The 16276-nt window shown below is 72.0% G+C and carries 10 protein-coding genes; 6 read left to right on the top strand and 4 right to left on the bottom strand.

Translation table 11 applies throughout. The annotated features are described in order from the left end of the window. Positions 1–136: 136 nt before the first annotated feature. The 3 genes from DFJ68_RS04055 to DFJ68_RS04045 are packed head-to-tail and all read right to left on the bottom strand — an operon-like array spanning position 137 to position 1794. Positions 137–493: a YqfO family protein gene (locus tag DFJ68_RS04055; RefSeq protein WP_121031233.1), complete on the bottom strand. Its 357-nt coding sequence runs from the start codon at positions 491–493 to the stop codon at positions 137–139. A gap of 15 nt (positions 494–508) precedes the next feature. Then, entirely contained in the window at positions 509–1285 is a 777-nt protein-coding gene (locus DFJ68_RS04050) for an enoyl-CoA hydratase/isomerase family protein (RefSeq protein WP_121031231.1), read from the bottom strand. Between the two features lie 2 nt (positions 1286–1287). After that, positions 1288–1794: a hypothetical protein gene (locus DFJ68_RS04045; RefSeq protein ID WP_121031229.1), complete on the bottom strand. Its 507-nt coding sequence runs from the start codon at positions 1792–1794 to the stop codon at positions 1288–1290. A gap of 87 nt (positions 1795–1881) precedes the next feature. On the opposite strand from DFJ68_RS04045, the gene glgX reads away from it, so the two are divergent. Beyond that, a complete protein-coding gene (gene glgX / locus DFJ68_RS04040) occupies positions 1882–4044 on the top strand; it encodes a glycogen debranching protein GlgX (protein ID WP_121031227.1) in 2163 nt (720 codons plus the stop codon). Positions 4045–4145: 101 nt separating this feature from the next. Here the strand turns inward: glgX and glgP are convergent, their stop codons facing one another. Beyond that, entirely contained in the window at positions 4146–6734 is a 2589-nt protein-coding gene (glgP, locus tag DFJ68_RS04035) for an alpha-glucan family phosphorylase (RefSeq protein WP_121035061.1), read from the bottom strand. A 162-nt stretch (positions 6735–6896) separates the two neighbouring features. Between glgP and DFJ68_RS04030 the strand changes: the two genes are divergently transcribed. Genes DFJ68_RS04030 through pgm form a run of 5 tightly spaced genes read left to right on the top strand, consistent with a single transcriptional unit; the run spans position 6897 to position 16272 of the window. Next, a complete protein-coding gene (locus DFJ68_RS04030) occupies positions 6897–9098 on the top strand; it encodes an alpha-1,4-glucan--maltose-1-phosphate maltosyltransferase (protein WP_121031225.1) in 2202 nt (733 codons plus the stop codon). A gap of 4 nt (positions 9099–9102) precedes the next feature. Continuing rightward, positions 9103–10806: a maltose alpha-D-glucosyltransferase gene (gene treS / locus DFJ68_RS04025; protein WP_121031223.1), complete on the top strand. Its 1704-nt coding sequence runs from the start codon at positions 9103–9105 to the stop codon at positions 10804–10806. Next, the gene (locus DFJ68_RS04020; RefSeq protein WP_121031221.1) at positions 10806–12254 is read left to right on the top strand and encodes a maltokinase N-terminal cap-like domain-containing protein; all 1449 of its coding nucleotides are present in this window, start codon (positions 10806–10808) and stop codon (positions 12252–12254) included. The genes treS and DFJ68_RS04020 overlap by 1 nt, the downstream gene beginning before the upstream one ends. Then, positions 12251–14629, top strand: coding sequence for a 1,4-alpha-glucan branching protein GlgB (gene glgB, locus DFJ68_RS04015; RefSeq protein ID WP_121031219.1), 2379 nt, complete (start codon positions 12251–12253; stop codon positions 14627–14629). Before DFJ68_RS04020 ends, glgB begins: the two co-directional genes overlap by 4 nt. Next, entirely contained in the window at positions 14626–16272 is a 1647-nt protein-coding gene (gene pgm, locus DFJ68_RS04010) for a phosphoglucomutase (alpha-D-glucose-1,6-bisphosphate-dependent) (RefSeq protein WP_121031217.1), read from the top strand. The genes glgB and pgm overlap by 4 nt, the downstream gene beginning before the upstream one ends. Positions 16273–16276 lie beyond the last annotated feature (4 nt).

Here is a 16276-nt window from a genome sequence, read left to right as displayed (position 1 = left end):
CGGCATCACACACGTGCGTCCGGCACCCCCGACCGTCCAGGGGTGCCGGACGCACGACGTGATGTGCGCCTGACACCCCCGGCGGCTCGGAGGTGCCGAACGCACGCACACCGGACGCGGGAGCCTCGACGCCGGGTCAGGCGTCGGGGTCTGCGCTCTCGATGAGGTGGAAGGCCGGAGTCTCGTACGGGTGGGCCGCCCGCAGGGCCGCGACCACCTGCCGCCGCAACGGGCGCTCGAGGACGAGCTCGACGCGGTCCTCGGGCAGCAGCTCGAGCTCGCCGACCAAGCCGACGGTGGGACGGGCCGCCCCGACGGGCCGGAACCGGCCGGTGCCGCTCGTCACCCAGGCGCACTCGCGGTACTCCCCCACCGCGCCCGCGCCGGCGGCGAAGAGGGCGGCGAGCAGCGCCTCGGTGTGCGACGGGGGGACGTAGGCGACGAGGACGTCGAGGGGGGCGGATGCCCGCCCCTCGGCATCCGGGTCGCTCACGGGCCGCTCACCGGCTCACCGGCCCTCGAACCGTGCCTTGCCCGGCCCGTTCTCGACGAACGAGGCCATGCCGATCTCGCGGTCGCGGGTGGCGAAGAGGCCGGCGAAGAGCATCCGCTCGATCTCCAGCCCCGTCTCGAGGTCGGTCTCGACCCCGCGGTCGATGGCCTCCTTGGCGGCGCGGATCGCGAACGACGCGGCGCCCGTGTAGCGCCGGGCCCACGCGACGGCGGTCTCGTGCACGTCGGCGGCGGGGACGACGAGGTCGGCCAGCCCGATCTCGAGCGCCTCCTGCGCGTCGACGAAGCGACCGCCGAAGATGAGCTCCTTGGCCTTGGCCGGGCCGACGAGGCGCGCGAGGCGCTGCGTGCCACCGGCGCCGGGGATGATGCCGAGGAGGATCTCGGGCTGGCCGAGCCTGGCGTCGTCGGCGACGACGCGGAAGTCGCAGCACAGCGCCAGCTCGCAGCCTCCGCCGAGCGCGTAGCCGGTGATGGCCGCGATCGTCGGCTTCGGGATGCGGGCGACCGCACCGAGCGACGCCTGCAGCGGGCCGGAGCGGGCGACCATGTCGGTGTACGACATCGTCGCCATCTCCTTGATGTCCGCCCCGGCGGCGAACACCTTCTCGCCGCCCCACACGACGACGGCCTTGACGTCGTCGCGCGCGGTCGCCTCCTCGGCGCAGGCACGGATCTCGTCCTGCACCTGCACGTTGAGGGCGTTCATCTTCGGCCGGTCGAGGCGGATCGTGCCGACCCCGCCCTCGACCTCGAGCCGGACGAACTCCATCGTCACTGGCCGTCCGCGGGGACGCCCTCGGCCGGCTGCCACGACTGGTAGAAGAACCCGACGGCCTGGAGGATGAGGTTGACGGAGAGCGGGACGAGGGTGTCGAGGTCGGCGTTCGGCGTCACGACGTGCTCGGCCGAGACGACGAGGCTCTCCTGCACGAGGGTCAGCTTGACGATGTTGAGCTGGAGCGTGAGGTCGTTGCAGCGCGCGATGCGCTCGTTGCGATCGGGCGAGACGGGCTCCTGCAGCTGCCACTGGCCGAAGAAGCGCACGAGCGGCAGCTCGCCCTCGGCGACGCGGGCGAACAGCGTCGTGGCCTGGCCCTGCTCGTCGACGATCTTGAACTCGATGTCACCGTCGCCGTCGACCTGGGCCTCCAGGCCGATGGGCGGGCTGGTCAGTACGGACAGGATGCGGTCGCGCACCGGGTTCTCGCTCTGGCCGGAGCCGTTGGGGCCGGCGGGGGTGGCCGGCATGAAGTTGGGCAGTGAGGTCGGGTCGCTCATGGCCCCAACCGTAACGACCCGTCGCAGGGGTCGTCACCTCACCTCGCGCCCCGGCGCCGTCACCCGCCCACCCCTAGGCTCGCCCCCATGAGCCCGACGCCGAGCGACTCCCCCGACCTCGGCCGGGCCGCCGCACCACCCGACCTGCCGCCCCCTCCCGGCGTCCACCTCACCCCCGACGGGGCGCGCTTCTGCGTGTACGCCGGCCACGCGGCATCCGTCGACGTGTGCCTCTTCGACACGGATGCCGACGGGGCCGAGCACGAGCGACGGGTCCGTCTGCCGCACCGTGCGCACGGCTTCTGGTTCGGCCACCTCGACGGGGTGCGCGCGGGTCAGCGCTACGCCCTCCGCGTCGACGGCGAGTGGGACCCGGCGCGCTCCCTCGTGCACAACGCCGACAAGCTGCTGCTCGACCCGTACGCGCGCGCCCTCGACGGCACCGTGGGCCCCGACGCGTCGCTCCACGGGCACCGCGTCGACGACACCCTGCGCGGCGACCTCACCGTCCGCGACGACCGCGACTCGGCCGCGCACGTCCCGCGCTGCGTCGTCGTCGACGACGAGTTCGACTGGGGCGACGACGTCCTCCCCCGCCGCACCCTGCGCGAGAGCGTCGTCTACGAGGTGCACGTCAAGAACGCGACCGCCCTGCACCCGGAGGTGCCCGAGCGCCTGCGTGGCACGTACGCCGGTCTCGCGCACCCGGCCTTCGTCGCGCACCTGCTCGCGCTCGGTGTCACCGCGGTCGAGCTGCTGCCCGTGCACGCCTTCGCCGACGAGCCCGAGCTCGTGCGTCGCGGACTGCGAAACCACTGGGGCTACAACACGCTCGGCTTCTTCGCCCCCCACGCCGCGTACGCCGCGGCGACCGACCCGCAGGGCGTGCTCGAGGAGTTCAAGGCGATGGTGCGCGACCTGCACGCCGCCGGCATCGAGGTGCTGCTCGACGTCGTCTACAACCACACCGCCGAGCAGCACCGCGCCGGTATGACGCTCTCGTGGCGCGGTCTCGACCACCGTGCCTACTACCGCCTCGACGAGCGCGGCAACGACGTCGACGTGACGGGCTGCGGCAACACCCTCGACCTGACCCACCCCGTCGTGACCCGCATGGTGCTCGACTCGCTGCGCTACTGGGTGCAGGAGTGCCACGTCGACGGCTTCCGCTTCGACCTGGCGGTGGCCCTCGCCCGCGGCAAGGACGACGGCTACGACCCCGACCACCCCTTCCACGTCGCGCTGCGCACCGACCCCGTCCTGTCGGAGGTCAAGCTCATCGCGGAGCCGTGGGACGTCGGCCTGCACGGGTGGCGCACCGGGCAGTTCCCGCCGCCGTTCTCGGAGTGGAACGACCGGTTCCGTGACACCGCGCGCACGTTCTGGCTCAGCGACCTCGCCGCGTCGGATGCCGGTCGGCCCGGTCACGGGGTGCGTGAGCTCGCGACTCGGTTCGCCGGGTCGCAGGACATGTTCGACGGGCGGGACCGTGGCGCCATCGCCTCGGTCAACTTCGTCACCGCCCACGACGGATTCACCCTCGCCGACCTCACGGCGTACTCCCTCAAGCACAACGGGGCCAACGGCGAGGGCGGCCGCGACGGCACCGACGACAACCGCTCGTACCACCACGGCGCGGAGGGATGGGCCGTCGACGAGGCGGTGCTGGCGCGCCGCCGCCGCTCGATGCGCAACCTGCTCGGCACCCTCCTGCTCGCCACCGGCGTGCCGATGCTGACCTCCGGCGACGAGCTCGGCCGGTCGCAGCGCGGCAACAACAACGCCTACTGCCAGGACAACGAGATCACCTGGCTCGACTGGCAGCTGGAGCCCTGGCAGGACGACCTGCTCGCGACCACCCGCCACCTCACGGCCCTGCGCCGCGAGCACCCGGTGCTGCGCCAGAGGACCTTCTTCTCCGGCCGTCAGGTGCACGACGACGGCTCGACCGACCTGTCGTGGTACGCCGCCGACGGCGAGCAGATGGGCGATCGGTTCGACGGGCCGGCCGTGTCGGTGCTGCAGGCCTTCTTCAACGGTTCGTGGCTCGGTGAGCGCTCGGTGCTCGTCGTCGTCAACGGCTCCGCCCACGAGGTCGACCTGCGCCTACCCTCCCCCCCGGGGGTGCACCGCTTCGAACGGCTCTGGGACAGCACCGACGAGACCCCCTCGGGCACAGGCGAACCCGTGGACGCCGGCAGCACGCTGGCGGTCGGTCCGTCGTCGATGCAGGTGTGGCGGGCCGCCTGACCCGCGCCCTCCGACGGGGCAGCGCGACGGCGCCCACCTGAGCAGGTGGGCGCCGTCGTCGTGGCGTCAGCCAGGAGCCGGCCGAGGAGCCGGCCGAGGCGTCAGGCGTTGCGGGCCAGACCGAGCTCGGCCGCCCCGGCGAGGGAGGCGTTGCGCGGAACGATGCGCACGTTGTAGCCGAACGAGCCGGTGCGACGCAGGGGCTGGGTACCGGCGAACTGGTAGCGCCCGCCCTCGTAGTTCTCGGTCACCTCGAGCGGGGCGATCTCGACGTCGCGCAGCTGGTCGCTCTCGTTGACGTGACCGTGCACGAGCTGCACCTCGACGTCCTCGGGCGTCAGGCCGCCGAGGTCGACGAAGGCCCGCAGCTGCAGGGTGTCGCCGATCTGCGGCGAGTCGGAGACGCCGGAGGGCTCCACGTGCTCGACCTTGACCCGCGACCACGCCGAGCGCACCCGGGCCTTGTAGGCGGCGAGCGAGCGGGCACCGCCGAACTCGTTCTCGCCGACCGAGCGGCCGGCTGCCGCCGCCGGGCTGTAGAGCTGCTGCGTGTAGTCCTGCACCATGCGGCTGGCCAGCACCTTCGGGCCGAGGGTCTTGAGGGTGTGGGTCATCATCGAGATCCAGCCCTGCGGCAGGCCGTCGGCGTCCCGGTCGTAGAACGAGGCGGCGACGCTGTTCTCGATGAGGTCGTAGAGCGCGGTCGCCTCGATGTCGTCACGGCGGTCGGGGTCCTCGACGCCGTCGGCCGTCGGGATGGCCCAGCCGTTGCGCCCGTCGAACCACTCGTCCCACCACCCGTCGAGGATGGACAGGTTGAGGCCGCCGTTGAGGGCCGCCTTCATGCCCGACGTGCCGCACGCCTCGAACGGGCGCAGCGGGTTGTTGAGCCACACGTCGCAGCCCGGGTACAGGCTCTGCGCCATGGCGATGTCGTAGTTGGGCAGGAAGACGATGCGGTGGCGCACGTCGGCCTCGTCGGCGAACTGCACCATCTCCTGGATGAGGCGCTTGCCGGTCTCGTCGGCCGGGTGCGACTTGCCCGCGATGACGAGCTGGATGGGCCGCTCCGGGTGCAGCAGGAGGCTGCGCAGGCGCTCCTTGTCGCTGAGCATGAGCGTGAGGCGCTTGTACGTCGGCACGCGGCGCGCGAAGCCGATGGTCAGCACGTCGGGGTCGAGCACGTCGTTGATCCAGCCGAGCTCGGCGTCGGAGGCGCCACGCTTCTGCCACGACGCGCGCACCCGCCGGCGGGCCTCGGCCACGAGCTTGCCGCGCATCTCGCGCTTCGTCGACCACACGGCATCCGCGGGCACCTCGTCGATGCGGTCCCAGGCGTCGGCACCGGCGATGTCGGCGGTGCCGAGGTGGCGCCGCGCCACGTCGTAGACGGAGCGGTCGACCCACGTCGGGGCGTGGACACCGTTGGTGATGCTGGTGATCGGCACCTCGACGTCGTCGAAGCCCGGCCACAGCCCGTCGAACATCTCGCGGCTGACGACGCCGTGCAGCTGCGAGACGCCGTTGGCGCGCTGGGCGAGGCGCAGGCCCATCACGGCCATGTTGAAGATGCCGGGCTGGCCGCCCTCGTAGTCCTCGGCGCCGAGGGCGAGCAGCCGGTCGACCGGCACGCCCGGCACCGAGTTGGCGCCGCCGAAGTAGAGGTTGATCTTCTCGGCCGAGAAGCGGTCGATGCCGGCGGGCACGGGCGTGTGCGTCGTGAAGACCGTCGCGGCCCGCACCGCCTCGAGCGCCTCGTCGAAGGTGAGGCCGTGGTCGCGGACGAGCTCGGTGATGCGCTCGACACCGAGGAAGCCGGCGTGGCCCTCGTTGGTGTGGTAGACCTCCGGCGTCGGGGCGCCGGACAGCCGCGACCACAGGCGCAGGGCGCGTACGCCGCCGACGCCGAGCAGCAGCTCCTGCTCGAGGCGGGTGTCGCCGCCCCCGCCGTAGAGCGTCTCGGTGACGCGGCGGGTCGGCTCGTCGTTGTCGGCCACGTCGGAGTCGAGCAGCAGCAGCGGCACCCGGCCGACCTGGGCGCGCCAGACGTGGGCCTTGAGGAGGCGGCCGGCGGGCAGCGTCACGGAGATGACGGCCGGCGTGCCGTCGGCCTCGCGCAGCAGCGACAGCGGCAGCCCGTCGGGGTCGAGCACGGGGTAGCTCTCGACCTGCCAGCCGTCGCGGCTGAGGGCCTGCTTGAAGTAGCCCGTCTTGTAGAACAGGCCGACGCCGACGATCGGCACGCCGAGGTCGGAGGCCGACTTGAGGTGGTCGCCGGCGAGGATGCCGAGCCCGCCGGAGTACTGCGGCAGCACCGCGGTGATGCCGAACTCCGGGCTGAAGTAGGCGATGGCGGCGGGCGCGGCGTGACCGCCGTCCTGCTGCTCGCGGCTCCAGGTCTGGTACCAGCGCTCGTCCGTCAGGTAGTGGCGCAGGTCGTCGTGCGCGGCCTCCACGCGGGCGACGAAGTCGTCGTCGGCGGCGAGGGTCGCGAGCTGGTCGGCCGAGAGGCGCGACAGCAGCTTGACGGGGTCCTCGTTGGCGCTCGCCCACTTCGCGGGGTCGATGCTCTCGAAGAGGTCCCGGGTCGGCGGGTGCCACGACCAGCGCAGGTTGCTGGCGAGCTCGCCGAGACCCTCGATGCGGGCGGGCAGGACGGTGCGGACGCTGAAGCGTCTGATGGCCTTCACGAGCAGCAGCATAGGGGCGAGACCCCCGGTCCTGCGGGGTTCTTGCAGGTCTTGCACGAGGTTTCACCGCCGGGTCGTGGCCCACCCCGCGGCGTCACCAGCCCGTGGACACGGCCCCGGGCGGAGGGTGCAATCGCGAGCCGATTCGATAGGTTCGGGGGCGTGACCGGATCATCGGCGACCCCACGCCCGCCCGAGCCCGCCCAGGGCACCACCAGCAGCGTCGCGCCTGCCACCGGCCGCGACGACGACCCGACGGCGGTGGGCGTCCTCGACACCGCCGAGGCGGGAGCGGGTGGTGTCAGCCTCGCCCCCGAGCACCCGGTCAGCACCCCGCCCACCGTCGAGGGGATGCCGGGTGGTGCGACCCCGTTCGGCCGCATCCCCGTCACCGAGGTGCGCCCCCTCGTCGAGGGTGGCTCGCTGCCGGCGAAGTCGGTCGAGGGCGAGGAGTTCGTCGTCGCGGCGCGGGTCTTCCGCGAGGGGCACGACGCCGTCAACGCGACGGCGGTGCTCACCGGGCCCGACGGTCGCGAGCACCACTTCCCGATGCACCCGGACAACCCCGGCCTGAGCTGGTGGAGCGCCACCGTCGTCGCCGACTCCCCCGGGTGGTGGACCTACCGCGTCGAGGGCTGGTCCGACCCCTACGCGACGTGGCTGCACGACGCCGGAATCAAGATCGGCGCGGGCATCGACGAAGAGCTCATGTGCGCCGAGGGGGTCACGGTGCTCGAGCGGCTGCGCACCGCCGTCGCGGGCCAGGGCGCCGACACCACGGCGGTCGACGAGGGCCTGACGGCGCTGCGCGACACCTCGCGGCCGGCCGCCGCCCGGTTCGCGGTGGCCGCCTCCGACGACCTGCGCGGGCTGGCGGCGCTGCTGCCGCTGCGCGAGTTCGTCTCCCCGACCAGGGAGTTCACCCTCCTGGTCGAGCGCGAGCGCGCCCTCTTCGGCGCCTGGTACGAGATGTTCCCCCGCTCCGAAGGGGCCCGCAAGGACGACGAGACGGGCGAGTGGGTCTCGGGCACGTTCCGCTCGGCGGCGCTGCGCCTGCCGGCCATCGCCGACATGGGCTTCGACGTCGTCTACCTCACCCCCATCCACCCGATCGGCACGACGGCCCGAAAGGGCCGCAACAACAGCCTCGTCTCCGAGCCCGGAGACCCCGGCTCGCCCTACGCCATCGGCTCCCCCGACGGCGGGCACGACGCGCTGCACCCCGACCTCGGCACCTTCGAGGACTTCGACCACTTCGTCGCGCAGGCGCAGGAGAACGGTCTCGAGGTCGCCCTCGACATCGCGCTGCAGGCCTCCCCGGACCACCCGTGGGTGCAGACCCACCCCGAGCTGTTCACGACGCGCGCCGACGGCACCATCGCCTACGCCGAGAACCCGCCGAAGAAGTACCAGGACATCTACCCGCTCAACTTCGACAACGACCCCGCCGGGGCCTACGCCGAGGTGCGCCGGGTCATCCAGGTCTGGCTCGACCACGGCGTCCGCATCTTCCGCGTCGACAACCCGCACACCAAGCCGGTCGCCTTCTGGCAGTGGCTCATCGCCGACGTCGCGAAGGAGCACCCCGAGACGATCTGGCTCTCGGAGGCCTTCACCAAGCCGGCGATGATGCACGCCCTCGCCAAGGCCGGCTTCCAGCAGAGCTACACGTACTACGCCTGGCGAGACGCCCGGTGGGAGCTCGAGGAGTACGGCCGCGAGCTCGCCGGCGAGCCGGCCGCCTACATGCGCCCGTCGTTCTGGCCGACGACCCACGACATCCTCACCCCCTACATGCAGTACGGCGGGCCGACGGCGTGGAAGCTGCGGGCGGCCGTCGCCGCGACGATGGTGCCGACGTACGGCATCTACGCCGGCTACGAGCTCATGGAGGACGTCGCCCGCCCCGGCGCCGAGGAGCAGATCGACAACGAGAAGTACGAGTACAAGGACCGCCAGTGGTACCTGTACGAGCCGGGCGGTCCCCTCGAGGGGCAGTCGCTGGCCTGGTACCTCAAGCGGCTCAACGACATCCGCGGCTGGCACCCGGCGCTGCGCTGGCTGCGCAACCTCACCTTCCACTCGGCCGACGACGAGAACGTGCTCGTCTACTCCAAGAGCCGCGTCGTCGACCCCTCGACCGGCGAGCGCGACACCGTCCTCGTCGTCGCCAACCTCGACCCGCACGCCACGCGCGAGACCTGGGTACACCTCGACCTCGAGGCGATGGGTATGGCGACCTGGTCGACCTTCGACGCCCACGACCACGTCACGAACCAGACGTGGCAGTGGCAGCAGGACAACTACGTGCGCCTCGGCCCCGACACCGAGCCGGTGCACATCATCCACGTGAGGAGCCACTGACCGCATGCAGGGACTCAACCTCTCCCAACCGGGGCTGAAGCACGACCCGCAGTGGTACAAGAAGGCGGTCTTCTACGAGGTGCTCGTGCGCGCCTTCAGCGACAGCAAGGGCGTCGGCGCGGGCGACTTCACCGGCCTCATCGGCCGCCTCGACTACCTGCAGTGGCTCGGTGTCGACTGCCTGTGGCTGCCGCCCTTCTACGCCTCGCCGCTGCGCGACGGCGGCTACGACATCGCCGACTACAAGGCGGTGCTGCCCGAGTTCGGGACCCTGCCCGAGTTCACCGAGCTCGTCTCGCAGGCCCACGCCCGCGGCATCCGCATCGTCACCGACTTCGTCATGAACCACACGAGCGACCAGCACCCGTGGTTCCAGGCCAGCCGGGCCGAGCCCGACGGGCCGTACGGCGACTTCTACGTGTGGTCCGACACCGACGAGCCGTACTCCGACGCGCGCATCATCTTCGTCGACACCGAGGTCTCGAACTGGACCTTCGACCCCGTGCGCCGGCAGTTCTTCTGGCACCGGTTCTTCAGCCACCAGCCCGACCTCAACTTCGAGAACCCGGCCGTGCAGGAGGCGATGCTCGACATCGTGCGCTTCTGGATGGACCTCGGCATCGACGGGTTCCGCCTCGACGCCGTGCCCTACCTCTTCGAGGAGGAGGGCACGAACTGCGAGAACCTGCCGCGCACCCACGAGTTCCTCGCCCGGCTGCGACGGATGGTCGACGAGGAGTACCCGGGCCGCATCCTGCTCGCCGAGGCGAACCAGCCCCCCGCCGAGGTCGTCGACTACTTCGGCACGCCCGAGGCGCCCGAGTGCCAGATGTGCTTCCACTTCCCGGTCATGCCGCGCCTCTACTACTCGCTGCGCGAGGAGAAGGCGGCCCCGATCATCGACGTCCTCGCCGACACCCCCGACATCCCCGAGGGCGCCCAGTGGGGCACGTTCCTGCGCAACCACGACGAGCTGACGCTCGAGATGGTCACGCCCGAGGAGCGGGTCGCCATGTACGGCTGGTACGCCCCCGACCCGCGCATGCGCGCCAACGTCGGCATCCGGCGCCGCCTGGCCCCGCTGCTCGACAACAGCCGCCCCGAGATCGAGCTCATCAACGCGCTCGTGCTCTCGCTACCCGGGTCGCCGTGCCTCTACTACGGCGACGAGATCGGCATGGGCGACAACATCTGGCTCACCGACCGTGATGCCGTGCGCACCCCGATGCAGTGGACGCCCGACCGCAACGCGGGCTTCTCGAGCACCGACCCCGGCAAGCTCTACCTGCCCGTCGTCTCGAGCCTCGTCTACCACTACAACAACATCAACGTCGAGGCCCAGATCGCCTCGTCGTCGTCGTTGCTGCACTGGATGCGGGGCATGCTCCAGGTGCGCGGGCGCCACCCCGTGTTCGGCCTCGGCGACTTCCACGTCGTGCCGGCCGACAACGAGGCCATCCTCGCCTTCACCCGCTCGATGGCGCGTGACGGCGACGACCCCGCCGAGGCCGTCCTCTGCGTCAACAACCTCTCGAGCCGGCCGCAGGCAGCGACGATCCAGCTGCCCGAGCACTTCACGGGGCGTCAGCTCATCGACCTCTTCGGCGGCAGCGGCTTCCCGTGGGTGGCCGAGGACGGCCGGGTGACGCTGACGCTCGGTTCGCGCGACTTCTTCTGGCTGCAGCTGCGCGGCGGGGACGACGGCTGATGGCCATCGTGCACAAGGGCGCGTCCCTGACCCCGGGCAAGGTCGAGATGGTGACGACCTGGATGCCGCGTCAGCGCTGGTACGCGGGCAAGGGCCACGTCCCGCAGCTGCACCGGGTCGGCGGGTTCCGCTTCGAGGACCCCGCCGGCGAGGTCGGCGTCGAGACGCTGCTGCTCGCCGACACGGCCGCCAGCCCGGCCGTCGTCTACCAGGTGCCCCTCACGTACCGGTCCGAGCCACTCGAGGGGGCTGAGCACGCGCTGCTCGGCACGATGGAGCACAGCGTGCTCGGCACCCGCTACGTCTACGACGGGCCGCACGACCCCGTCTACACCGCGGGACTCGTCGAGACCGTCCTCGGGGCGGGGGTCAGCGACGACGCGCAGGCCGGCCTCGGCAGCAACGCGCCGGCGGTCGGCTCGACGACCAGACTGCTGTCGGGCCGCGTCAGCAGCTCGGCGGTCCTCACGGGCGAGCAGTCGAACACCTCCGTCATCTGCCGCATGGCGCACGAGGAGGGCGGCGCCGCCGAACCGCTCATCGTCAAGGTCTTCCGGACCCTGCAGGACGGCGACAACCCCGACGTCGTCGTGCAGTCGGCCCTCACCGAGGCGGGCTCCCCGCACGTCCCGGCGGCCTTCGGCCACCTCTCGGGCGCGTGGGACTCCCCCACCGGCGAGGGCACGGAGCGCGGGCACCTCGCCTTCGCCCAGGAGTTCATCCCCGGTGTCGAGGACGCCTGGCGGGTCGCGCTCGTCTCCGCGGCCGCCGGTGACGACTTCACCGCCCGCGCCCGCGACCTCGGCGTCGTCACGGCCCAGATCCACGCCGCCCTCGCCGAGTGCCTCCCCACGCAGGACGCCGGCGACGACACCGCCGACCGACTCACCGCCTCGATGCGTGAGCGCTATTCTGCCGCAGCGGCGCTCGTCCCCGAGCTGGCCGCGGACGCCGACGCCGTCGAGCGCGTCGTCGACACCGTCCGCCGCGTGCACCTGCCGCGGCTGCAACGCATCCACGGCGACTACCACCTCGGCCAGGTGCTCGACGTGTCCGAGCGGGGGTGGGTGGCGCTCGACTTCGAGGGCGAGCCGCTGCGCCCGCTCGCCGAGCGGGTGCTGCCCGACCTGACCCACCGCGACGTGGCGGGCATGCTGCGGTCGTTCGACTACGCCGCCGGGTCCGTGCACCTCGCCGACCCGGGCGTCGACGCGAGCGCGTGGGCGGCCGGATGCCGGGACGCCTTCCTCGAGGGGTACGCCTCGGTCGCGGGGTCTCCCACCACCGACGACGAGGCCCTCACCCGGGCGCTCGAGCTCGACAAGGCGCTCTACGAGGTCGTCTACGAGGCCCGCAACCGCCCGACGTGGCTCCCGATCCCACTCACCGCGGTGGGCCGCCTGCTCGGCCGCGACAGCACGTCCACCGACGCGAAGGAAGCCCCATGACGACGACGAGCGACCAGCCCGCTCCCCAGCTCGACGACGGGGCCATCACCGCGTTCCTGCAGGGCCGCAACGGCTCCCCGCACGACCTGCTCGGCCACCACGTCGGGCCGGGCGGCCTGACCATCACCGTCTTCCGCCCGATGGCGACCTCCGTCGCCGCCCGCCTCGACACCGGTGACCGGGTCGAGCTGCAGCACGTGCGCGACGGGATCTGGTCGATGACCTCGCCCGACTTCGAGCGCACCCACGACTACCGCCTGCTCGTCGAGTACGGCGACGGCGTCACCCACGAGCAGGACGACCCGTACCGCTTCGCGCCCACCTTGGGCGAGATCGACCGGCACCTCGTCAACGAGGGCCGGCACGAGCAGCTGTGGAGCGTGCTCGGCTCGCACGTGCGGCGCTACCGCGGACCGCTCGGCGAGGTGTGGGGCACCTCGTTCGCCCTCTGGGCCCCTCGCGCCAAGGCCGTCCACGTCATCGGCGACTTCAACGGCTGGGACCGCGTCTCGCACCCGATGCGGGCCCTCGGCACGAGCGGCATCTGGGAGCTGTTCCTGCCCGGCGCGTCCGAGGGCATGAACTACCAGTTCGCCGTGCGCGGCGGCGACGACGTCGTGCGCCTCAAGACCGACCCCATGGCCCGCTACACCGAGGTCGCGCCGAAGCAGGCGGCCATCGTCACCGAGTCGCACCACGAGTGGCACGACGACGAGTGGATGCAGCGTCGCACCCAAGGCAACCCGCACGTGGGCCCGATGAGCACGTACGAGGTGCACATCGGCTCGTGGCGGCAGGGCCTGGGCTACGCCGGGCTCGCCGAGCACCTCGTCAACTACGTGCGCGACCTCGGTTTCACCCACGTCGAGTTCCTGCCGGTCATGGAGCACCCCTACGTGCCGTCGTGGGGCTACCACGTCACCGGCTACTACGCGCCGAGCTCGCGCTGGGGCACGCCCGACGACTTCCGCTACCTCGTCGACCGGCTGCACCAGGCCGGCATCGGCGTCATCCTCGACTGGGTGCCCGGGCACTTCGCGACCGACGAGTGGGCCCTCGCCCGCTTCGACGGCGAGGCGCTCTACGAGCACCCCGACAAGCGCCTCGGCTGGCACCCCGAGTGGGGCTCGAACATCTTCGACTACGGCCGCCCCGAGGTGCGCAACTTCCTCGTCGCCAACGCCCTCTACTGGCTCGAGGAGTTCCACATCGACGGCCTGCGCGTCGACGGTGTCGCGTCGATGCTCTACCTCGACTACGCCCGCAACGCCGGCGAGTGGGTGCCGAACGAGTTCGGTGGCCGCGAGAACCTCGAGGCCGTGCGGCTGCTCAAGGAGATCAACGGCACCGCGTACCGCCGCGTCGGCGGCATCGTCACGGTCGCGGAGGAGTCGACCTCGTGGCCGGGCGTCACGCGGCCGACGAACCACGACGGCCTCGGCTTCGGGTTCAAGTGGAACATGGGCTGGATGAACGACTCGCTCAAGTACCTGGGCCAGGACCCCATCTACCGCAAGCACCACCACGGGGCCCTCACCTTCTCGCTCATGTACGCGTTCGACGAGAACTTCGTGCTGCCGATCAGCCACGACGAGGTCGTGCACGGCAAGGGCTCGCTGCTGCGCAAGTCGCGCGGCAGCCGCGACGAGCAGATCGCGACGCTGCGCGCCTTCCTCGCCTACCTCTGGTGCCACCCGGGCAAGCAGCTGCTCTTCATGGGCTGTGAGTTCGGGCAGGAGTCGGAGTGGTCCGAGGGCCGCAGCCTCGACTGGTGGCTGCTCGACCAGCCGCTGCACTACCGGGTGCACAACCTCGTCAAGGACCTCAACGGCCTCTACCTCTCGAACGAGGCCCTGTGGGCCCTCGACGCCGACCCCGCCGGGTTCACCTGGCTCGAGGCCGACGACGCCGCGCACAACACGTTCTCGTGGCTGCGGTTCGGCCGGGGCGACCGCGCGACCGATGCCCCCGTCGTCGCCTGCGTCATGAACTTCGGCGGCGAGACGCAGGAGGGCTACCGCATCGGCGTCCCCCGCGGCGGCCGCTGGACCGTGGCCCTCGACACCGCCGGTTACCACCCCGGCGCGCCGAGCGCGACGGGCGTCGTGCTCGAGGCGAGCGACACCCCCTGGCACGGGCAGCCCTGCTCGGTCATGGTCACCGTGCCGCGGCTGTCGACGGTGTGGGTCGTCCCGGTGGCCGACGCCGACGAGGATGCCGCGCACGCCACCGTCGTCGTCGGGGCGCCCGACCTGCAGGGTGACCCCGTCGTGCGCGCCGCGCACCCCGGGTCGTCGGCACCCGCCGAGGCGACCGGCATCCGAACGACGGACGGTGGCAGCGAGGCCACCGCGACGACAGGAGAGCGAGCATGAACGACCCCCGAGCCGGCCAGCGGGCCCAAGCCTCCGACCTCGTCGACGTCGACGCGCTCGTCGGCGCGTACTACGACCGCCACCCCGACGTCGACGACCCCGACCAGCAGGTCGTCTTCGGCACGAGCGGCCACCGGGGCTCGAGCCTGCGCACGGCCTTCAATGAGGACCACATCCTCGCCACCACCCAGGCCATCTGCGAGTACCGCGCCGACCAGGGGTTCGACGGGCCGCTGTTCATCGGCCGCGACACCCACGCGCTGTCCGAGCCGGCGTGGCGATCGGCCCTCGAGGTGCTCGTCGGCAACGGCGTGCAGGTGCTCGTCGACGACCGTGACGGCTACACCCCGACGCCGGCCGTGTCGCACGCGATCCTGCGCGCGAACCGCGGCAAGGGCGCCGGGGCGAGCGGTCTCGCCGACGGCATCGTCGTGACGCCCTCGCACAACCCGCCCTCCGACGGCGGCTTCAAGTACAACCCGCCCCACGGCGGGCCGGCCGACACCGACGCGACGTCGGTCATCGCGAAGCGGGCCAACGACCTCGTGCGCGGCCGGCTCGACGGCGTACGACGGGTGCCCTTCGAGCGGGCGCGCGCCGAGGTCGGCACGTACGACTTCACCGGCACGTACGTCGACGACCTGCCGAACGTGCTCGACCTCGACCGCGTCCGCGAGGCGGGGGTGCGCATCGGCGCCGACCCGCTCGGCGGCGCGTCGGTCGACTACTGGGCCGTCATCGCCGAGCGCCACCGCCTCGACCTCACCGTCGTCAACCCGACCGTCGACCCGCAGTGGGCCTTCATGACCCTCGACTGGGACGGCAAGATCCGCATGGACTGCAGCTCGCCGTCGGCCATGGCGAGCCTCATCGGGGCCAAGGACGCCTACGACCTGTCGACGGGCAACGACGCCGACGCCGACCGCCACGGCATCGTCACGCCCGACGCCGGCCTGATGAACCCCAACCACTACCTCGCCGTGGCGATCCAGTACCTCTACGGCGGCGCACGGCCCGACTGGCCCGGCTCGACCGCCATCGGCAAGACGCTCGTGTCGTCGTCGATGATCGACCGCGTGGCCGCCGACCTCGGCCGCACGCTGCTCGAGGTGCCCGTCGGGTTCAAGTGGTTCGTGCCCGGGCTGCTCGACGGCTCAGTCGGGTTCGGCGGTGAGGAGTCGGCCGGTGCGAGCTTCCTGCGCTTCGACGGCTCCGTCTGGTCGACCGACAAGGACGGCATCCTGCTCGCCCTGCTCGCGTCGGAGATCCTCGCCGCGACGGGCCGCACCCCGAGCCAGCACTACGCCGAGCTCACCGAGCGCCACGGCTCCCCCGCCTACGCCCGCATCGACGCGGCGGCCGACCGTGAGCAGAAGGCGAAGCTCGCCGCCCTGTCGCCCGACGACGTGTCGGCCCAGACGCTCGCCGGGGAGCCGATCACCGGCACCCTCACGGCGGCGCCCGGCAACGGCGCCAAGATCGGCGGCCTCAAGGTGACAACCGAGAACGCGTGGTTCGCCGCCCGCCCCTCCGGCACCGAGGACGTCTACAAGATCTACGCCGAGTCCTTCCGCGGTCCCGAGCACCTCGCGCAGGTGCAGGCCGAGGCCAAGGACGTCGTCGACGCCGCGCTGTCCGGGTGAGCCA

The sequence above is a fragment of the Terracoccus luteus genome (assembly GCF_003635045.1).
GTDB lineage: Bacteria > Actinomycetota > Actinomycetes > Actinomycetales > Dermatophilaceae > Terracoccus > Terracoccus luteus.
The sequence above is the reverse complement of the archived record's forward strand: the minus strand, read 5'-3'. Positions and strand labels throughout refer to the sequence as shown.